This window comes from Nonomuraea fastidiosa, from assembly GCF_042751225.1.
Taxonomy (GTDB): domain Bacteria; phylum Actinomycetota; class Actinomycetes; order Streptosporangiales; family Streptosporangiaceae; genus Nonomuraea; species Nonomuraea fastidiosa.
Window position 1 is genome coordinate 7613292 of sequence record NZ_CP170570.1, and the last position, 19358, is coordinate 7632649.

Below are 19358 nucleotides of genomic sequence, written 5' to 3' on the forward strand. Positions count from 1 at the left end.
GCCCCTATGGACCGCTGAGCGGCCGGACGCCCGTATGGACGCCCCGGCTCAGGCGGTGCGGCGGGCGGCTCCTGAGCCAGACGCGCGCTGCTCGGCGTAGGCGCGGGCGCGCTCGGCGACCACGACGCTGTTGCCGCCCAGCGCCGTGCGGATCCACTCCCGTGCGCCGGCCACGGTCGTCCCCTCGCCGAGGACGGCCGCGACGCCTTCCGGCCGGATCACGACCGTGTGGGCCGCGGTCACCGACACGGATCCGTCGACCTCCTCGATCGTCCAGCGCAGCACGTGCAGCGTGGCCAGCGGCGGCAGCAGCAGGTGCTTGTCCACGATCGCGCGGTGCGGGAAGCCGACCCGGACCGCCTCGGTGGTGCGCTTCGGGCCATCGGGACCGGCGTTGTCGATCTCGATGAACCGCCCGTGCGGTCCTGCGGGCGTGGCGGAGGCGGCCGCGACGTGCGGGACGACCTCCGGCCAGCCCTCCACCGTGTGCAGGAAGTCGTAGACGTCGGCGGCGGCTCCCGCGATCTCGACGGTGTCGGCGAACTCCAGCAGCACCTCCGGCCGCCCGATCTCCTCCTCCGCCGCGATCCTGACCGGCTCGAGCAGGACCGCGGGCCCGATGTCGGCGCTCAGCCTGCTCTCGCCCTCGCCGCGCGGCTCCACCGTCCAGGTACCGGTGAAGGGCGGCACGGGGTCGCCGTCCGCGCGGAACGTCACGGAGGCGCCGTCGCCGCCGTACCGGACGGTGGTCAGGGCGATCTCGTCGCCGCGCAGCCACCACACGCGGGCCTGTCCGCCGCCGTCGAGCGGCTCGGCGTGCACGACGGAGGGAAAGACGCGCGGCCAGGCGGACACAGCGGTCAGCAGCCGCAGCACGGTCTCGGCCGGCGCTCCGACCGCCGCGGTGGACACGTGGGACGGGTCGGTCATGGCGGCCTCCTCAGGAGCCGTGCCGCAGTGTGACGGTCACGTGATCGACCTGGATCTCGATGCCCTGGCCCCACAGCCGGTTGCTCTCCAGGCTCTCGTCGTCGTAGAACTCGGCGGGCGTCGGCGCGCCCACGCGGGGCGCGTAGTAGGTGTCGGGCAGGCTCGACAGGCGTACCAGCCCCCGCCCGTCGCGGCCGGCGCCGTCGAGGAAGGTGACGGTGCTGAAGCCGCAGTAGAGCTGGCGCGGGTGAGCGAGCCGTGGCGTGCCGCCGTGGTCGGTGAGCAGGTACGTGCGGTCGAAGGCAAGCTCGCCGATGCGGTCGAGCCGCAGCACCCGCCGCCCGTCCACCACCCAGTGCACCACGCCCGCGTCCTTGTCGTACTCCAGGGCCAGGCTGTTGCTCTGCGACGGCACCCGCGGCACGACGGGGATGGCGTAGAAGAACGAGGCGTGGTCCTGGCCGGGCTTGGGCTGCCGGGCGTAGGCGGCGTAGATGAGCCGGTTGGTGACGAAGTACGTGAACACCGAGCCGGTCTCCGGGTCGGCGGCCTGCACGGTCGCCGAGGCCAGCCGCAGGTCGTGGTCCGGAGGGCCGGCCAGGTCGCCGAAGGGGTGCGCGGCGGTGCCGTACGTGCGCACCGCCAGCTCCACCTCGCAGCGGAAGACCGACCCGTCCGGCACGTCGAAGCCGCGGATGCCGTTGGACGAGGTGTGGTTGACCGTGGCGCCCCACTTGACCTCGTCGCTCGCGCCGAGCCCGCCGTCGTCCTCCTGCGGCGTGGTGAAGACGAAGGCGGGCTCGCCGGTGACGGGGTTGGTGCCCGACGAGCGGACGTTCAGGCCGGCGTCGGAGGTGGTGGGGACGCCGTCGCGGTCCACCACCCAGGTGTCCACCGTGTCGAATCCGGCGCGGAAGTCGTCGTGGAAGAGGCGCTCGACGCGGCCCGTGTCCGTCGCCGAGGCCGGAGCGGCGATGGCCGCGACCAGAGCCGCCGAGGCGAGCACGCTCCCGATCGCGCGGTGCAGACTCCTCAATGCAATCTCCTGTTCTGAGCAGCCGAAGATCGGCCTTGCAGCGGAGATTGAATGTGGAGCCGGTCGAGTCCGCGTCGAGCGCGGCTCGACCGCACCCGGGGAGGTCAGCCCACGGTCAGCACGACCTTGCCGCGCCCGTGGCCGTGATCGACCCGCTCGTGCGCGCGTACGGCGTCCGCCAGCGGGAACGGCGTCGTCGGCAGGATCAGTTCCTTGCGTGCGGCCAGCCCGGCCAGGTGGGCGAGCACCTCGGCGGAGCGGGCCCCGGTGAGCTGCTTGATGCCGTGTTTCGCGATGGCCGCCTCCGCGTCCACCAGCGTGCCGACCCGCCGGCGGTCGGAGACCAGCTCGACCGAGATCTCGGTCGCCTCGCCGCCGATCGCGTCGAGCGCCGCGTCCACGCCGCCGGGCGCGGCCGCGCGGATCCGGTCGGCCAGGCCGGGACCGTAGGTGACGGGGGTGACGCCCAGCGAGCGGAGATAGTCGTGGTTGCCCTCGCTCGCCGTGCCGATCACCGTCGCGCCGCGCGCCACCGCGAGCTGGGCGGCGACCGTGCCGACCCCGCCCGCCGCCGCGTGGATGAGGAACGTCTCCCCCTTCTTCACGCCCAGCTCGTCCACGAAGCCGTACGCGCCCTGCCCCACGACCGACAGCGCGCCGGCGACTTCCCACGGCAGGTCCGCCGGCTTGGCGGCGAGCTGGACGGCGGGGACGACGATCACCTCCGCGTACGCGGCCGCCAGCGTCCAGCCGAGCACCTCGTCACCCACGGCGAAGCCGGTCACGCCCTCGCCGACCGCGTCGATCACCCCGGCGAACTCGTTGCCGAGCCGCTGCGGGAACGACGCGGGGAAGAAGTCGCGGAACTCCCCGGCGCGGAGCTTGGCGTCGAACGGCGTCACGCCCGCGGCCCGGACCCTGACCCGGACCTCCCCCTCGCCGGGCTCTGGCTCGTCGATGTCGATGGGGTGGAGCACCGAAGGGGGACCGTACTCGGAGAACGCGATGGCAACAGGCACCTGAGACCTCCTTGAGGACATGCCGCGGACCGCCCGGTGCGCCCGGGCGGTGCGGGGATGCGGGACAGCGGGCGGCGCGGCGCTGCGCGGCCCGGTCGTGCGCGATATGAGAGGGAGCGCCTCAGCCTGAGCCGGACTCCTTGGAACGGCCCTTCATCGCCTCCTCGATCTCCTGCCAGTCGGTGGCCGGCGCGCCCAGCCGATGGGCCCCCTCCGGGCGCAGGCCGTCGAGCACGATGCCGAGGAAGCGGCGGCTCAGCGCCGCCGCCGTCTCGCCCTTCTCCGCGCGCCGCTCGCGCAGCGCGTGCAGCAGGGTGATGATGTCGTCGGCGTTGACGTCGGGACGGAGGACCCCGGCCGCCTGCGCGCGGTCCACGAGCGTCTGGATGGCCTCGCGGGCCCGCTTGCTCGCGGCCAGCACGTCCTCGGTGATCTCGAACGTGCCGGCCAGCCTGGGCGAGCCGTCGACGCCCGCCTCGACGCAGGCGGTGACGAAGCCCTCGAACCCCTCCCAGGCGTCCTCGGCGGCGAGGCCCCGCTCGGCCTCCTCCCAGGTCTGCTCCATGTGCGCCAGCGACAGGGCGCGCATGAGGTCTTCCTTGCTCGGATAGCGGCGATACAGCGTGCCCATGCCGACGCCGGCCCGTTCGGCGATGACCGAGACCGGAGCCTCCGGCCCCATCTCGACGAACACGGCGCGGGCGGCGGCGAGGATGCGCTGGTCGTTGCGGCTGGCGTCGGACCGGCGCGGCCCTTTTCCAGCGGTGTTCCCTCTCACATCCCGAGACTAGCATAGAACGGAGCACTCCACTCCGGTACGGTGATCGGTATCGCCGCTCTGCGGAAGAGAGGTCGTCATGCCTTTCCCGTTGCGTCTCGTCTCGCGCCGCCACGTGGATTACTGCCGGATCGCCGGCCAAGCCTGTCGCTGACCAGGCTCCCCTTTTTTCGTCTCTTTTCGTCTTTCGTCCCTGATCACCGCGGGCGACATCCCCGCGCCGCTCAAGCGTGCCGTGAGCACGTACGTTCCACGTTCTCGACAGGAGCTCACCCCAGTGACAGTCGTGTCACCGGCCGGCCGCGGCCTGTCCGCGGCCCTCGCCTTCGCCCTCACCCTCGCCGCCGCCGGTTGTGGCGGCTCCGCCGAGGGAGCGGGCAGCGCCGCCACCACCCCCCGCCCCGGCGGAACACTCAAGATCGCCGTCTCCGAGGATCCGGTCTGCCTCGATCCGCCGCAGGCCAACTTCTCCTCGGCCGTCAACGTCATGCGCCAGCTCTTCGACACCCTCACCGACCAGGACCCGCGTACGGGCGAGATCAAGCCGTGGCTGGCCACCTCCTGGGAGGTCGATCCCGAGGCCACCACGTTCACCTTCCACCTGCGCGAGGGCGTGACGTTCAGCGACGGCGCGCCGGTGAACGCGGCCGCGGTCAAGGCCAACCTCGACGAGATCGTCAGGCTGGGCGCGAAGTCGCTGTTCGCCTCCACGTACCTGTCCGGCTACAAGGGCACGACCGTGGTGGACGAGCACACCGCCAAGGTCGAGTTCGACGCCCCCAACGCCCAGTTCCTCCAGGCCACCGCGACCACCTCGCTGGGGCTCAGCTCCCCCGCCTCGCTCGCCAAGCCGCCGGCCGACCGGTGCCGCGCGCCGATCGGCTCCGGCGCGTTCGTGCTGGACAGGCTGCAGACCAACCACAGCGTCACGGTGAAGCGGCGGGCCGGGTACGCCTGGCCCTCGTCGCTGGCCGCCCACCAGGGCGAGGCGTACCTGGACGCGGTGGAGTTCCGCATCGTGCCCGAGCAGGGCGTGCGTACAGGGGTGCTCACCTCGGGCCAGGTGCACGCGATCACCGACGTGCAGCCGGTGACCGAGCGGCAGTTCCGGCAGGGCCGCTTCGAGGTGCTCAGCCGCCACAACCCGGGCCTGCCCTACGCCCTCTACCCCAACACGTTCCGGCCGCTGCTCGGCGACGAGGCGGTGCGCAAGGCGGTCAGCAAGGGCATCGACCGCAAGCAGGTGGTCGACGTGGTGCTGACCTCCACCTACCGCCCGGCGACCAGCATCCTGACCAGCTCCACCCCGGGCTACGCCGACTTCGGGGCCGACCTCGCCTACGACCCCGAGGGGGCCACGGCGCTGCTGGAGAAGGCCGGCTGGCAGCCGGGACCCGACGGCATCAGGGTGAAGGACGGCCGCAGGCTCAGCCTGAACGTCTACTTCACCACCGGCTTCAACCCCAACACCACGATCCTCGAGCTGATCGCCCAGCAGCTCCGCAAGATCGGCGTGGAGCTGCAGCTCCGCCCGGTGGACGCGGCCGGGTTCGGCGAGGCACAGGAGAAGAAGCAGATCGACTTCCGCTGGGGCAACAGCACCAGGGCCGACCCCGACATCCTGCGCACGGTCTTCTCCACGAAGTTCTCCGCCGCCGCCTACCTTCCCGCCACCGACCTGGACAAGCGGCTCGACCGGCAGATCTCCACACTGGATCAGGCCGGCAGGAACGAGGTGGTGAAGGAGATCCAGAAGACCGTGCTCGACCGCGGCTACGCCATCCCGGTGTTCGAGCTGGCGCAGGTCGTGGGGGTGTCGAAGGCGGTGCGCGGGCTGACGCTGGATCCGTCCGTACGGCTGCGCCTGCACGACGCCTGGCTGGCCTCATGAGCGGCGCGAACGCGATCCCGCTGTCGGTCCTGGACCTGTCGCCCATCACCTCGGGCGGCACGGCGGCCGACGCCCTGCACAACACGCTCGACCTGGCCCGCCACGCCGAACGGCTCGGCTACTCCCGCTACTGGATCGCCGAGCACCACCTCAGCCCCAGCGTGGCCGCTGCTGCTCCGGCCGTGCTCATCGCGCTGGTGGTCTCGGCCACCGAGCGCCTGCGGGTCGGCTCGGGCGCGGCGCTGATCGCCAACTCCACGCCGCTCCTGCTGGCCGAGCAGTTCGGCACGATCGCCCAGCTCCACCCCGGCCGGGTGGACCTGGGTCTGGGACGATCGGGCTCCAAACGGTTCGCCGAGGTCGCGGCCGAGTCGGCCAAGGTGCCGGCGGGCGGGGTCGCGCCGATCGGCCGGGGCGCGGTGGTGGACGGCGTCGTCATCCCCGCCAGGACCGCGATCTCCTTCGACACCGAGCTGTTCCGCATCAAGGCCAGGCTGCTCGGCCAGGTGGACGGCGCCGACGACGACTACTCGGGTCAGGTGCGCGACGTGCTGCGCTTCCTGCGCGGCGACTACCGCACCGACCAGGGGATATCGCTGCGCGCGCTGCCCGCGGAGAACGCCGACCTGCAGGTGTGGGTGCTGGGGTCGAGCGCGGGCGCCAGCGCGGCGGCGGCCGGAGAGCACGGCCTGCCGTACGCGGCCAACTACCACCTGGGCGGGGCGACCGTGCTGGAGTCGGTGGCGGCCTACCGGGCGGCGTTCCGGCCGTCGGAGCGGCTGGCGGAGCCGTACGTGATGGTGTCGGCCGACGTGATCGTGGCCGAGGACGACGAGAGCGCCGCCCGGCTCGCGGCCCCGACCGCGCTGTGGGTGCTGAACATGCGGCGGGGCCTCGCCACGGGGCCCTTCCCCAGCGAGGCCGAGGCGGAGGCGCACGAGTGGACGGATGAGGAGCGCACGTACGTGGCCGATCGCATCAGCACGCATATCGCCGGCTCGCCCGCCACGGTCACCTCGAAGCTGCGCCGCCTGGCGGCGGTCACGGGCGCCGACGAGCTGCTCATCACCACGATCACCGCGCGGCACGCCAACCGGGTGCGCTCGTATGAGCTGCTGGCCGAGGCGTGGGGCGGGCAGCGGGCTCGATCGGCGGTCGAGTGAGGTTCGGCAGCGGCCCCAGCGCCCGGTACCACGATGGCGGCCACAGACACCCGCAGGAAGGAAAGAGCATTGGCGCAACCCGACAAGCACGAGGTGGAGCACCGGGGCACCGCGCACGCTCCGGCGAAGACCGTCTACGGGCTGCTCGCGGACCTGACGGTGTGGCCGCGCATCTTCCCGCCGATCGTTCACGTGGAGTATCTGGAGCGGACGGCGGAGCGCGAACGGGCCAGGATCTGGCTGCACGGCGGCGAGGACGTGCGCCAGTGGGTGGCGCTGCGGACCCTCGCCCCCGAGTCGCTGAGCGTCTTCTACCGGCAGGAGGTGGCCCAGCATCCCGTCGCCGACATGGGCGGCGGCTGGATCGTCGAGCCGGACGGCCCCGAGCGGTCGCTGGTGCGGCTGCTGCACGACTACCGGCCGGTCAGCGAGGACGCCGTGGCCTGGATCGACGAGGTCCTGGACGACAACAGCACGGCGGAGCTGGCCGCGCTGCTCGCCGCGGCGGATCTGGAGCCTCGCGCGTCCGACGTGCTGCTCGAACTGCGCGACATCGTCCACGTGGCCGGCCCTGCGCAGGCGGTCTACGACTTCCTGTACGACGGCGGCAGGTGGCACGAGCACTTCGAGCACATCGCCCGCTCGGAGGTCCGGCCGGCCGGCGAGGAGGCGCACATCCTGGAGCTGGAGTCGCCCGACAAGGACGGCCACCCGCACACCACCCGCCAGGTCAGGATCGGCGTCCCCGGCAGGAAGGTCGTCTACAAGCAGCTCGTGATCCCGCCGCTGGCGAGCGGCCACACGGGTGAGTGGTCCATCGAGGAGCGCGAGGACGGCGTCGAGGTGACCGCGCGCCAGACCATCGTGATCCGAGAGGAGGGCATCGCCGACGTGCTCGGCCCGCAGGTGAGCCTGGCGGAGGCCAGGGCGTGGATCGAGCGGGCGTTGGGAGGGAACGCACGACTGATTCTGCAGCGGGCCAAGGCCCACGTGGAAAAGACGACCTGAAAGATCGCCGCGGATGCCATTCCGCGGCGATTTTCTCAGCGCTATCGGTGAAACGCCGATAGCGCTGTTCGGCGTTGCCAGAAATCGGCTCCATTTCCCGGCGAAAGGCGGATCCCCTCCGCCGGGAAACGTGACAATTCACTGCGAAACACTTAGTATCCCGCTATAAACCTGCAAATTTGGTAGGGAAAGTTCTGAACGGCCCGCCATCGAGAACCCGAGGCGGACACCCACAGACCGGGAGGTCGTCATGCACGTCAGGGTGCTAGGCGCACTGAATGTCGATCACGACGGGGTCGACATCACCCCCAGCGCCCACAAGCCGCGGCAGATCCTGTCGTTACTGGCGCTCAACTCCAACCGCGTCGTGCCCAACGCCGCCATCATGGAAGAGCTCTGGGACGACAATCCGCCGCGCAGCGCGGTGACGACGCTGCAGACGTACATCATGCAATTGCGGAAAAGCATGGCCGCCGCCATGAAAGTCCCCGCCTCCATCGTCGCGAAGGAACGGCTCGTCACGACCGCCGGCGGCTACCTGCTGCGCCTGCCGCCCGACTCCATCGACCTGCACCGCTACGAGGCGCTCGACGCGCGCGGACGCGAGGCGCTCGACGCCAACGACGGGGCCGAGGCCGTGCGGCTGTTCGACGAGGCGCTGCGGCTGTGGCAGGGCTCTGCCCTGGTGGACGTGCCGCCGGGGCCGCTGCTGCACCGCGAGATCGTCCGGATGGAGGAGGCCCGCTTCGGCACCATCGAAAAGCGCATCGAGGCGAATCTCCGGCTCAACCGGCACAGCGAGATGCTCGGCGAGCTGCGCGCGCTGTGCATGGAGCACCAGCTGCACGAGACGCTGCAGGCGCAGTACATGATCTGCCTGCATCACTGCGGGCGGCGCGACGAGGCGCTGGCCGCCTTCCGCACGCTGCGCGGCAGCCTGATCAACGAGCTGGGGCTGGAGCCGTCGGTCAAGCTCCAGCGGCTGCACCGCGCCATCCTGGCCGACGACCCCATCCTGCACCGCACCCCGTCGTTCTTCCGGATGCCCGCGCACGCGGGGGCGCCGGAGCGGGCCAAGCGGCCGGCCCCGGTCAGCGGGGAACCCGCCGACGGTGAGCGCACCCGCGGCAAGCCGTCCCGCCGCCGCAGGACGCAGCACCGGCGGCGGCGCGGCTGATGCGCCCGCCCATCAGACCGATCAGGCCGGTCAGACGCGGCGGATCCGGGCCAGCCAGCCCGGCACGTCCACCTCCCGCCGCGGGTCGGCGGGATCGAGGCAGGTGAACGGTGCGGCCTCGAACGCCTCCACCTGCCAGCCCGCGCCGAACGCCCGGCGGTGGTCGGCCTCCCCCGCGCCCGGCGGAAAGCCATCGGCCGGGGTGTCGGAGAGCGACAGGACGTGCACGCGCGCCCCCGGGCGGCAGGCCCGGTGCAGGGCCGCCGCGTAGCGTGCCCGGGTCTCGGCGTCGAACACGTGGAACAGCCCCGTGTCGATCACGGTGGCGTACGACTCCCCGCGCGCGCCGACGAGCAGCGCGTCCGCGCACTCGAACGCGGCCGCGATCCCGCGCTCCTTAGCCTTGTCGCGCGCCTCGGCGATCGCCGCGGGAGAGCTGTCGATCCCCAGCACGTCGTAGCCGAGCGCGGCCAGCAGCAGCGTGTGCTCGCCCGTGCCGCATCCCGCGTCCAGCACGGGCCCTTCGATCAGCCCGGCGCACTCCAGGCCGACCACGACCTCCTGGGGGTGGCCCACGTCCCACGGCGGCGCCTTCCGCCGTGTCCTGGCGGCACGGTACGCCTCCTCGAAAGGGTCCTTCTCCCCCATGTCACCCCGCCTTTCCTCGCGGCGCCCTGCGATCCGGCTCCCAGCCTCCCGCCGTCCGGTAGAGCCGCCCTCAAGACCCCATGGACCGCGTTGTGAGCGGCGGCGGGAGCGGCCGGTTCGAGCCGCGTTCTAGGCCCGCGCGAGCGCGGAAAGCCAGCCTTCCCACGACATCGCACCAGCGATCTCTCAGCCGACCTCCGATCTCGCCGCGTTCCCGCGGTTCGATCGGCCGCAGCAGCACGGGGAGCAGCCGACCATGGTGAAACGACGTGACCTGTTCAAACTGGGCGCCCTCGCGGGCGGCGCCGCCGTGATTCCCGCACTCGCCGCGCAGGACACCGGCGTCCAGGCGTTCGCGCGGCCCGCCGGTCACCACCATCACGCCGCCGCCGTGTTCCGCGGGCGGGCGGCGGCCGCCCCCGAGCCCTTCACGGTGCGCCTGCCGCTGCCTCCCGTGCTCAAGCCGTCCGCCGTGCTGGCCGACGCCGACGTCTACCGGCTGACCACCCGGCCGGCGGTCGCCGAACTGCTGCCCGGCCTGCGGACCCCCGTGCTCACCTACGGCGGCTCGTTCGTCGGGCCCACGATCCGCGCCACCACCGGCCGGCGGGTGATCGTGCACCACACCAACGCCCTGGAGACGGGCACATCGGTGCACCTGCACGGCGCGCACGTGCCCGCCGCCCACGACGGCTTCCCCACCGACCTCATCGCGCCGGGCACCACCCGCACCTACGAGTACGCCAATCAGCAGGCCGCCGCGACGCTGTGGTACCACGACCACGCGCACCACATGGAGGCCGAGCACGTCTACCGCGGCCTGCACGGCTTCTACCTGCTCGAAGACCCCGGCGAGCGCGCGCTCAAGCTGCCCAGGGGCTCCTACGACATCCCGATCATGCTGACCGACGCCCGCTTCGCCGAGGACGGCGGCCTGGTCTTCATCATGGACGACTCGGGCAACCGCACCACGCTGCTCGCCAACGGCCGCCCGGCCCCGTACCTGCCGGTCGCCGGCCGCCGCTACCGCCTACGCCTGCTCAACGCCAGCAACATGCGGGTCTTCCAGCTCCGGCTCGCCGGCGGGGAGGAGCTGGTGCAGGTGGCGAGCGACGGCGGCCTGCTGCCCGCCCCCGCGCCCACGGACACGACCACGCTGAGCGCGGCCGAGCGCGCCGACGTCGTCATCGACTTCTCCCGCTATCCGGAGGGCACCAAGCTGGTACTCGACGACGTGCTCAGCGGACAGCCCGTGCTCCGCTTCGACGTGGGCGAGCGCGAGCGCGACGACAGCCGCGTCCCCTCCGAGCTCCGGCCCCAGGACCCGCTGCCGGAGGCCACGATCGAGCGCGATGTGACGCTCGCCTACGACGTCGACCTCGGCTGGTTCACCATCAACGGCAAGCTCTTCGACCCCGAGCGCGTCGACTTCACGATCAACGAGGGCAGCACCGAGATCTGGCGCATCCACAACTCGGCGGACCCCATCGGGGTGCCGCACAACCTCCACGTGCACCTCGTGCAGTTCCAGGTGCTCGACCGGGACGGCGTGCCGGCGGGGCCGCAGGAACGCGGACCGAAGGACACGGTGGCGCTGGCGCCGGGCGAGACCGTACGGGTGAAGGCCACGTTCGCCGACCACCGGGGCCGCTACGTCTTCCACTGCCACCAGCTCGACCACTCCAGCATGGGGATGATGGCGGTGTTCGAGGTCGTCTGACCCCTCATTCCGCGAAATCTCGGGATGCGTCGCCCGGGTGCCGGGCGTCGTAGCGGCCGCGCGCGCTCTCGACGTCCTCGTGGTGCTCCACGGCCCAGTCGATCAGCCCGGAGACGCGTTCGAGCAGCGTGCGGCCGAGCGGCGTCAGCTCGTACTCGACCCTGGGCGGCACCTCGGCGTAGATGCTGCGGACCACCAGCCCGTCGCGTTCGAGCACGCGCAGGGTCCTGGTCAGCATGCGCTGGCTGATGCCGGGCACCGCGCGCCGCACCTCGTTGAAGCGGCGCGGCCCGGCGCCCAGCTCGTTGACGACCGACAGGGTCCATTTGTCCCCCACCCTGTTGAGGACGTCGCGGACCTGGCAGGTCAGCTCGTCGCGCGCTTTCAGCACGGAATTCACGCGGGCCGCTGGGCTGTCGACGTGCAAGGGTTCCCTCCGTTTCACCGAGGCAGATAAAAGTGCCTACTTCCGGTAGGAATTAAGCGTTACTCAGAATGGTGCCGGTTACCAGTCGAAACCGTCGCAATATTCAGGGGATTCATCATGTCCGTGGAAACTCTCGTGCCCGACCAGACCTTCGCCGCCCCCGTTCTGGACGGGCGGCTGGACCGCGCGGCCGCGGCGCTGCGCGAGAACGGCTTCGTCGTGCACGTCGTGGACAGCGTCGCCGACGCCCGCAAGCTCGTCGGCGAGCTGGTCCCCGGCGACCAGAGCGTCTTCACCACCTCCAGCGAGACGCTCCGGCTGTCCGGCATCGCCGCCGACCTCGACGAGTCCGGCACGTACGCCTCCGTCCGCGCCGGCGCCGAGCTGCCGGAGAACGACGTGCAGGCGGTGCTCCGCCTCGGCGCGACCGCCGAGTACGTCGTGGGCAGCGTGCACGCGGTGACGGAGGAGGGCCACCTGGTCGTCGCCTCGGCCAGCGGCAGCCAGCTCGCGCCGTACGCGTCCGGGGCGCGCAAGGTCATTTGGGTGGTGGGCGCGCAGAAGGTGGTGCCTGACCTGGAGACCGGGCTGCGGCGGGTGCGCACGTACAGCCTGCCGCGCGAGCACCAGCGGCTGCAGGAGATCGGGCAGTCGTCGTTCATCGGCAAGATCCTCATCATCGAGCGCGAGGCCCTGCCGGAGCGCGCCACGGTCGTGCTCGTACGCGAGGAGATCGGCTTCTGAACGGCTACTGAACGACGGGTCACGCCCGCCTCGCGCCGGCCTCCGCCGAGGGCTGCCAGCCGAGCGCGGGCGCGACCTCGGTCGCCAGCAGCTCGATGGAGCGCAGGATGAGCGGGTGCGGCGGGTCCACCGAGTGCACCTGGAAGGCCACGTCGGTCACCTGCTCGAGCGTGGGGTCGGCGCGCAGGCTCTCGATGACGTCCTGCGGCGTGCCGAGGTGCACGTCGAAGGCCGCGATCTTGCTGTGGAGATCGCGCTGCGGCAGCTCGTACGGCAGCCTGCGGCGGCCCAGGCCCAGCTCGGCGTAGCGCAGCGCCTCGGCCCGGCTGTCGGCGACGAACGCGGTCCGCGAAGCCATGATGCGCGGCTCGGCCCCCGGCGGAAGGGCTTCGCGGTAGGCCGCGATGATCGGGAGCTGCAGGTCGGCGAGGGTGGCCTGCGGGTCCTCCGCGGGCCTGGGCTGGGTACGGGAGAGCATCAGCCCATGCCCAGCCCGGCCCGCGCGTGCGCCCCCGGAGACCGAGAATGTGGCCTCCCACACGGCGTCGAGCAGCCGGGACGCGGGCGGGTAGAGCCGGTTGCCGCCGCCGAGCCGCTCCCCCGCCCAGGCGCGCCGCAGCACCCACAGGTGCTCGGCGTACAGGGCCGCGCGGTCGGCGGGGTCACGTCCGAACGGCACGAATGCCGACGGCGTGCCGCCCCCGCCGACGCCCACCTCCAGCCGCCCGCCGCACAGCAGGTCGAGCACGGCGGTGTCCTCGGCCACCCGCAGCGGATGTTCGAGCGGCAGCGTGATGATCCCGGTGCCGAGCCTGATGCGGCTGGTCGTGGCCGCGACGTGGGCCAGGAACACCAGCGGCGCGGGCAGCCCGCCCTCCTCGCCGTCGAAGTGGTGCTGCGCCACCCACGCGGTGTCGAAGCCGTACGCCTCGGCATGTCTGATCTGCTCGGCGGCCAGCCGGTAGCGCTCGCCGGGCGGTACGTCGTCCAGCAGCCGGGTGAAGAATCCGAGTCTCATGGCATCCGCTCCTGGAACGCGGCCGACAGCTCACGGGTGTTGTCATGCCCAGGCTGGGTGCTTCCGGTTATCAACGACGCGTCCTTTGCTTCACGGGGGGACCGCGACGAGCTGCGGTTTTCGATCGGGTCGCCTTTCTCGATCATGCACTATAACCCATACATCTAGTAGGGAATGTAGGGCTTACTGTCCCCGAACGGCCGGAGATGAGGTGAAACGATCCGGCGGGTCCGGACAGGTATGGGATGTCGGACCCATCGGAGGGAAGCAGGCGACGTGACGCACCAGGACCGTAAGCAGCGCTTCGAGGTGATCTACGTCGCCAACTACGCCGACATCCTGGCCTACGTACGGCGGCGTACCGCATCCCACGAGGACGCCGCCGACGCCGTCGCGGAGACGTTCGCCACCGCCTGGCGCCGCCTGGACGACATCCCCGAAGGGCGGGACGCCCGCCTGTGGCTGTTCGGCGTGGCCCGCCGCGTGCTGGCCAACGGCCGCCGCGCCGAGTCGCGCCGCAGCGAGCTGGTCGAACGGCTCGGCCAGGAGCTCGCCCTATGGGCGGCGGAGCACGCCGAGCCCGGCGATCACCTGCGCGGCGTGAAGGAGGCGTTCGCCCGGCTGAGCCCCGGCGACCGCGAGATCCTCGCGCTGGCCGGCTGGGAACGGCTCGGCTCCGACGAGATCGCCACCGTGCTCGGCTGCTCCCGCGCCAACGCCCGCCTGCGGTTGCACCGGGCTCGAAAACGGCTGGCCAAGCAGTTGCTCGCGGAGAACGTCGACATCACCCGCATCGGCCTGCGCGCCGTCGCGATGACAAAGGGGACGCCATGACAAGGGACACTGTGATGCACGAGATCGATCGTCTCGTCGCCGGCATCGCGCCCGATCCCGGTCCCGGTATGACGCCGATCTCCAGGGAGCTGCTGGAGGAGGTCACCTCCATCCCCGTCGCCGAGAGCCGCAGAGGCCGTCTCACCTCTCGGATCCGCAGGTGGGCGGCGGTGCCGGCGCTGGCCGCGCTGACCGTGCTGATGTCGTTCGGCGTCGCGCAGGCCCCCGCGTCCGCCGCGCTGGACATCAAGGTCGTGGACGGCCACTACGTGATCACGGTCAAGGACCTGATGGCCGAGCCCGAGGTGTACGAGCGGGAGCTGCGCGCCAGGGGCATCAACATCACGCTCAAGCTGGTGCCGACCTCCGCGAGCATGACCGGGCAGATCTTCGTGCTGAACGACGTGGACCGGTTGCGGGCGGGCGAGACGGTGCCCGCGCAGGGCCCGATCCGCGCCATCGACCGTCCAGGGCCCTGCGAGCGCTTCGGCGGCTGCCCCATCGGCCTGAAGGTGCCGGTCGGCTACACCAAGAAGGCCGGTGTCATCCTCGGCCGCCGGGCCGCACCCGGCGAGCGATACGGCATGCCGCCCGGCATCGCCATGCCCGGCGAGCCGCTGCACTGCGTGGACTACGTCAACCGGACCGTCGCCGAGGTCGCGGCCCTGCTGCGCGAGCGCGGCGTCACCCCGTCGTACACCGCGTACGGCAGGCCCCGCGGCTTCACGCCCCCCGACGGCTGGTACGTGCTCGACGGCGTGATGAGCGCCGACCACCAGGCCCTCCTGCTCGTCGCCGACAAGCCCGGCAAGCCCAGCGACTACAACGGGCCCGGCGAGCCCGGCGTACGCCGGCCCCAGAAAGGCTGCTGACGCTCCGCCCGCAGCACGCAGGCCCGGCCTCACCCGGCGTGCGCCGCCCACCGGCGGATCCGGCGCGCGCCGGACGCTGAACGTCCGCTGACGAAGCCGGCAGGCGGCACCGCACGCCGGAGGCCGGCCGCCGCCTTGCCTGCCACCTGATCCCCGCATGCCATCCAGGCGACCGCCATGGGTGCGGTTCGCCATGCCCGTACACGATCGGATCCACCGTGCTCGTAGACACTCGCGTCGCGCTGCCCTCGCAGCGCCGCTCCGCCGCCCTCGCGGACCACCGCCTCTTCGCCGTACTGCTGGCCCTGGCCGCCGCGCTGCGGGTGGTGACGATGCTCGGCTACCGCCCCGCCACCCTCTACTGGTACGACTCCTTCACCTACCTCGACATGGCGGTGCATCCTGCGCCGTCGGCGTCCTTCCACCCGATCGGCTACTCGCTGCTGCTGCGGGCGCTGCTGCCGTTCCACAGCGTGGAGCTGATCGTCGCCGTCCAGCACGCGATGGGCCTGGCCACCGGGCTGCTGCTCTACGCGGTGCTGCGGCGCAGGTCGGTGCCCGGCTGGGCGGCGGCGGCCGCGACGGTGCCGCTGCTGTTCGACGCCTCGTTCCTGCGGCTGGAGACCGGGATCCTGTCCGACACGCAGTTCATCTTCCTCATCGTGGCCGCCCTGGCCGTCCTGATGTGGTCGCCGGAGGTCTCGGTACGGGCGGCCGCGTGCGCGGGCCTGCTGTTCGCCGCGGCGGCATTGACCAGGACGATCGCGCTGCCCCTGCTGCTGCTCGTCGTGCTGGTGCTGGCCGTGCGGCGGGTGGGGTGGCGGCCGCTGGGCGCGCTGGCGCTGGCGGGTGCGCTGCCTCTGACCGGGTACGCCGCCTGGTACGCCCAGCACCACGGCCGTTTCGCCATCAGCGGCGCGGACGGCGTCGCCCTGTGGGCGCGGACCATGACCTTCGCCGACTGCGCCCGCATCCAGCCGCCGCCCCACCTGGCCCGCCTGTGCCCGAACGGCACGGAGCTGGACGCGGCATCGGAGTACGTCTGGGCCCCGCAGGCGTCGCTCAACCTGCTGCCCGGCGACCGGTTCACGCACAACGACCTGGCCCGCGAGTTCGCCGTACGGGCGATCCTGGCCCAGCCGCTCGACTACCTGCGAGACGTGGCCCGCGACACCGCCATCGCCTTCTCCTGGACCCCTATCCCGCATCCCGAACGCACCACGCCCGCGTTCGGCTTCAGGAAGGGACACTGGAAGCTGCCCGCGCAGCCGCTGATCGACAAGGTGAAACGCGAGTACGACCCGGACATCCGGGGCCTGTCGTCGGTCTCGCCGTACGCGGACTTCCTCATCGCCTACCAGTACGTCGCCTACCTGCGCGGCCCGTTCCTGGCCGCGATCCTGCTGCTCGGAACGGTGGCCGCGATCCGCCGGCCGCGCGTGGCGCTGCTGCCGCAGGCCGTGGCGCTGGCGCTGCTGGTCGGCCCGGTCGCGGTCCTCGACTTCGACCACCGTTACGTGCTGCCCGTCGTCCCCGTCGCCTGCCTGGCCGCCGCCCTCGCCTTCCAGCGGGACCCGTCACGGAATTAGCGGGGCCGCGCCCGGCACGTGGTCGTCCGGGCGCGGCCCGCCTCCTGGAGCTGCGGAATCAGTCGACTCCGACGTTGAACCGCTGGGTCTCGCCGAATTGGTAGGTGTTGAAGCTGCCGCTGGTGGCGCCGACCTTGATGTCGATGGTGTCGCCGTAGTCGCGGGAACCGCGCACACGGATGGGGACCGGCGTGTCAGTGCACCAGTACCTGACGTCCTGCCAGCTACGGCGGGTGGCGCCGTAGTCGAGCCGCACGGACTGGCCGGTGAGGGTGCCATGGTGACAGTAGGCGTCGAGCTCGCCCTCGATGATGTACGCGTTGGGGCCGTCGGAGCGGACGGCCCCGTTGAACCGGACGTCGTACTGGTTGACCCCGAAGGGGTCGTCCTTGATGTAGGCGACTCGGACCGTGACCGTGACGGCGTTCGCCGGTGGGGCGGTGGGCACGGTCAGCAGCGTCGAGCCGAGGATCGCCCCGGCCAGCGCCGCGTAACGCGAGCGTCGGGTGAGGGTACGGGCCATGCGGGTGCTTCCTTTCGTAGGAAGGGGCGGCGTTTGCCGCACGCCGCCTATGCGTACTCTAAGTAATCATGCGCTCACTCTCTGTGATGTAGCCGTGGGAGTGACAGCCCGCTCACCTGTCATGGCCGGCGTCGCCACCCGGCTCTGGAAACCGCACGAACAGGTCACCGGCGTCGCTTGTGATCCCTAAGCTATGCCAGCGATCACACCTGACCGACTTGTGGGATTTGATGCCGATGCATGTCCTCAGGAAGACGGCCGTGGTCCTCGCGGTCCTGTCGCTGTGCGGCTGCGGTGCCGACCCCAGAACCCCGAGCAGCCCTCCTCCGACGCCCGCTCCGCCCCGGGCCGGCGCCTCCTCTCCCCCGGCCTCGCCGTCTCCCAGCGCATCGGGCGGGCCGTACGTACGGGAAGGGCTGGTCGGATTCCACGGCGCGGACAAGTTCCGCATCGAGGTGAAGGCGGTGGAACGGCACCGCGACCTGACCGCGCTCAAGATGGAGATCACCAACCTGGAGGACAAGATCTCCTCCGGCGACTTCGGATACGACGGGCTCCCCTTACAGACGGTGACGTTCGGCAGGTTCCGGCTGTTCGACCCGGTCGGCAAGAAGGTGTACTTCACGCTGCGGGAGGACAACGGCACGAGCCGGGCGTTCGGCACCCGCCACAGCCTGAAGGATCTGAACCGCCTGCCCGAGTACTTCCAGCCGGGCGTCCGCTACCCCGTCGAGGTGTACTTCCCGCCGCTGCCCGCCGAGGTCCGGCAGGTCTCGGTCGTGCCCGACCTGGCGTTCGCGCCGTTCACCGGCATCCCGGTCACCGACGGCGCCGAGCCGCCCGTCGCGCGCGAGCGCGAGCCGGAAGCGTCGCCCTCGCCCGGCGCGACGGTCCAGTGGCAGGTGGTGCCGCCGTCGGGCGAGATCTGGTCGGCGGTCTCGGACGTGAACGAGCTGATCGAGACCCCGCAGAAGACGACGCAGCGAGAAGGCACCGAAGAGACGATCGGGCTCCGCACGGACGTGCTGTTCTCCTTCGACAAGGCCGATCTGTCGCCCAAGGCCACCGCCGTGCTCGACGAGGTGGTCGAGGAGACCCGCGAACGCGCCGACCCGGCCAAGCCGCCGATCGTCATCGAGGGGCACACCGACAGCAAGGGCGAGGACGCCTACAACCAGAAGCTGTCGGTGCGGCGGGCCGAGGCGGTGCGCCGCTATCTCGCCGGCAAGCTGGGCGGCGAGTACCGGTACGAGGCCACCGGCAAGGGCGAGAGCGAGCCGATCGCCGAGAACACCAAGCCGGACGGCAGCGACAACCCCGAGGGCCGGGCCCGCAACCGCCGCGTCGAGATCTCGTACCAGCTCAAGCAGGAGAGCCCGGGCACGGCCTGGCACGTCGAGCCCGCCGGCGGGCAAGGTGCGCGGGTCCGTCAGGGAACCGGCCCCCTTCCTTGCCGACCCCCAGCCGGTCGTGGGGTCACTCCGGCGGCGGCTCCACCAGGACGTGCTGCGCATCGATGTGCATCCGTTCCGCCGCGACGGCGCCTACCTGCTGGCGACCTTCGACGTCGTCTCGGAGGGCGACCGGCAGTACGTCGCGGTCCCCGCGCCGTTCTCCAACGGCTCGAACCCGTTCTCCATGAACGCCGACTACGCCAGGTTCACCCTCGTCGACCCGGCCACCAAGGCGCGGTACCTGCCGCTGAAGATGGACAAGGAGTTCGTGGAGAACTTCGTCGCGGGTCTCGACAAGGGCGAGGTCAACAGGAGCTACGTCTACTACCCCGCGCCCGCCGACTCGGTCACGTCGATCACGCTGGAGGTCGAGGGCCTCGGCTCCGTGCCCGACGTACCGATCGAGTGACCCTCACGGCGACTTCTCCGCTCCCGCGAGGCCGCACTCCGCCGCGCCACACCCGAGAACTGATCAGCGCAGTACGGCGGCCAGCAGGTCGCCGCTGAGAAGAAGCCTCCGCGGCGGC

General features: G+C 71.6%; 19 protein-coding genes and 1 pseudogene. 11 read left to right on the forward strand and 9 right to left on the reverse strand.

Annotated elements, in window-relative coordinates:
• Positions 1-48: 48 nt before the first annotated feature.
• The 4 genes from ACFMQL_RS34960 to ACFMQL_RS34975 all read right to left on the reverse strand — a co-directional run bounded on the left by ACFMQL_RS34960 (position 49) and on the right by ACFMQL_RS34975 (position 3763).
• A complete protein-coding gene (locus ACFMQL_RS34960) occupies positions 49-930 on the reverse strand; it encodes an SRPBCC family protein (RefSeq protein ID WP_378789064.1) in 882 nt (293 codons plus the stop codon).
• Between the two features lie 10 nt (positions 931-940).
• Entirely contained in the window at positions 941-1966 is a 1026-nt protein-coding gene (locus ACFMQL_RS34965; protein ID WP_378789066.1) for a DUF6081 family protein, read from the reverse strand.
• Between the two features lie 104 nt (positions 1967-2070).
• A complete protein-coding gene (locus ACFMQL_RS34970; RefSeq protein WP_378789068.1) occupies positions 2071-2985 on the reverse strand; it encodes an NADP-dependent oxidoreductase in 915 nt (304 codons plus the stop codon).
• A 121-nt stretch (positions 2986-3106) separates the two neighbouring features.
• Positions 3107-3763 carry a TetR family transcriptional regulator gene (locus tag ACFMQL_RS34975; protein WP_364050904.1) on the reverse strand — a complete coding sequence of 219 codons (657 nt, stop codon included), beginning with the start codon at positions 3761-3763 and terminating at the stop codon, positions 3107-3109.
• Positions 3764-4040: 277 nt separating this feature from the next.
• Here ACFMQL_RS34975 and ACFMQL_RS34980 point away from each other — a divergent pair, with 277 nt between their 5' ends.
• The 4 genes from ACFMQL_RS34980 to ACFMQL_RS34995 all read left to right on the forward strand — a co-directional run bounded on the left by ACFMQL_RS34980 (position 4041) and on the right by ACFMQL_RS34995 (position 9002).
• Entirely contained in the window at positions 4041-5654 is a 1614-nt protein-coding gene (locus tag ACFMQL_RS34980) for an ABC transporter substrate-binding protein (RefSeq protein ID WP_378789070.1), read from the forward strand.
• Positions 5651-6817: an MsnO8 family LLM class oxidoreductase gene (locus ACFMQL_RS34985; RefSeq protein WP_378789072.1), complete on the forward strand. Its 1167-nt coding sequence runs from the start codon at positions 5651-5653 to the stop codon at positions 6815-6817. The genes ACFMQL_RS34980 and ACFMQL_RS34985 overlap by 4 nt, the downstream gene beginning before the upstream one ends.
• 69 nt (positions 6818-6886) lie before the next feature.
• Entirely contained in the window at positions 6887-7825 is a 939-nt protein-coding gene (locus tag ACFMQL_RS34990) for an aromatase/cyclase (RefSeq protein WP_364050896.1), read from the forward strand.
• 250 nt (positions 7826-8075) lie between these two features.
• Positions 8076-9002 (forward strand): BTAD domain-containing putative transcriptional regulator, encoded by a 927-nt coding sequence (locus tag ACFMQL_RS34995; protein WP_378789074.1) that lies wholly within the window; start codon positions 8076-8078, stop codon positions 9000-9002.
• A gap of 30 nt (positions 9003-9032) precedes the next feature.
• Here the strand turns inward: ACFMQL_RS34995 and ACFMQL_RS35000 are convergent, their stop codons facing one another.
• Positions 9033-9650, reverse strand: a complete 618-nt coding sequence (locus tag ACFMQL_RS35000) for a class I SAM-dependent methyltransferase (RefSeq protein WP_378789076.1) — start codon at positions 9648-9650, stop codon at positions 9033-9035.
• A gap of 256 nt (positions 9651-9906) precedes the next feature.
• On the opposite strand from ACFMQL_RS35000, the gene ACFMQL_RS35005 reads away from it, so the two are divergent.
• A complete protein-coding gene (locus tag ACFMQL_RS35005) occupies positions 9907-11370 on the forward strand; it encodes a multicopper oxidase family protein (RefSeq protein ID WP_378789077.1) in 1464 nt (487 codons plus the stop codon).
• A gap of 4 nt (positions 11371-11374) precedes the next feature.
• On the opposite strand, the gene ACFMQL_RS35010 is transcribed toward ACFMQL_RS35005, so the two are convergent.
• Complete coding sequence (locus tag ACFMQL_RS35010; RefSeq protein ID WP_364050884.1) at positions 11375-11761, reverse strand: helix-turn-helix domain-containing protein; 387 nt, start codon at positions 11759-11761, stop codon at positions 11375-11377.
• Between the two features lie 153 nt (positions 11762-11914).
• Between ACFMQL_RS35010 and ACFMQL_RS35015 the strand changes: the two genes are divergently transcribed.
• The gene (locus ACFMQL_RS35015) at positions 11915-12541 is read left to right on the forward strand and encodes a lactate utilization protein (RefSeq protein ID WP_364050881.1); all 627 of its coding nucleotides are present in this window, start codon (positions 11915-11917) and stop codon (positions 12539-12541) included.
• Positions 12542-12560: 19 nt separating this feature from the next.
• On the opposite strand, the gene ACFMQL_RS35020 is transcribed toward ACFMQL_RS35015, so the two are convergent.
• Positions 12561-13559 carry a putative FMN-dependent luciferase-like monooxygenase gene (locus ACFMQL_RS35020; protein WP_364050878.1) on the reverse strand — a complete coding sequence of 333 codons (999 nt, stop codon included), beginning with the start codon at positions 13557-13559 and terminating at the stop codon, positions 12561-12563.
• A 276-nt stretch (positions 13560-13835) separates the two neighbouring features.
• Between ACFMQL_RS35020 and ACFMQL_RS35025 the strand changes: the two genes are divergently transcribed.
• From ACFMQL_RS35025 to ACFMQL_RS35035, 3 genes are all read left to right on the forward strand, one after another.
• Complete coding sequence (locus ACFMQL_RS35025) at positions 13836-14393, forward strand: sigma-70 family RNA polymerase sigma factor (RefSeq protein ID WP_364050875.1); 558 nt, start codon at positions 13836-13838, stop codon at positions 14391-14393.
• Positions 14390-15265, forward strand: a complete 876-nt coding sequence (locus tag ACFMQL_RS35030) for a hypothetical protein (protein ID WP_378789082.1) — start codon at positions 14390-14392, stop codon at positions 15263-15265. The genes ACFMQL_RS35025 and ACFMQL_RS35030 overlap by 4 nt, the downstream gene beginning before the upstream one ends.
• 218 nt (positions 15266-15483) lie before the next feature.
• On the forward strand, positions 15484-16854 hold the full coding sequence (locus ACFMQL_RS35035; protein ID WP_378789084.1) for a hypothetical protein: 1371 nt from the start codon (positions 15484-15486) through the stop codon (positions 16852-16854).
• A gap of 58 nt (positions 16855-16912) precedes the next feature.
• Here the strand turns inward: ACFMQL_RS35035 and ACFMQL_RS35040 are convergent, their stop codons facing one another.
• A complete protein-coding gene (locus ACFMQL_RS35040; protein WP_378789085.1) occupies positions 16913-17377 on the reverse strand; it encodes a hypothetical protein in 465 nt (154 codons plus the stop codon).
• Positions 17378-18098: 721 nt separating this feature from the next.
• Complete coding sequence (locus ACFMQL_RS35045; RefSeq protein ID WP_378790289.1) at positions 18099-18371, reverse strand: hypothetical protein; 273 nt, start codon at positions 18369-18371, stop codon at positions 18099-18101.
• Positions 18372-18399: 28 nt separating this feature from the next.
• Here ACFMQL_RS35045 and ACFMQL_RS35050 point away from each other — a divergent pair.
• Both ACFMQL_RS35050 and ACFMQL_RS35055 read left to right on the forward strand, forming a co-directional pair.
• Positions 18400-18672 (forward strand): annotated as a pseudogene (locus tag ACFMQL_RS35050) (OmpA family protein); the annotation flags it as partial.
• 208 nt (positions 18673-18880) lie between these two features.
• Complete coding sequence (locus tag ACFMQL_RS35055; protein WP_378790290.1) at positions 18881-19240, forward strand: hypothetical protein; 360 nt, start codon at positions 18881-18883, stop codon at positions 19238-19240.
• The last annotated feature ends 118 nt before the right edge of the window (positions 19241-19358 follow it).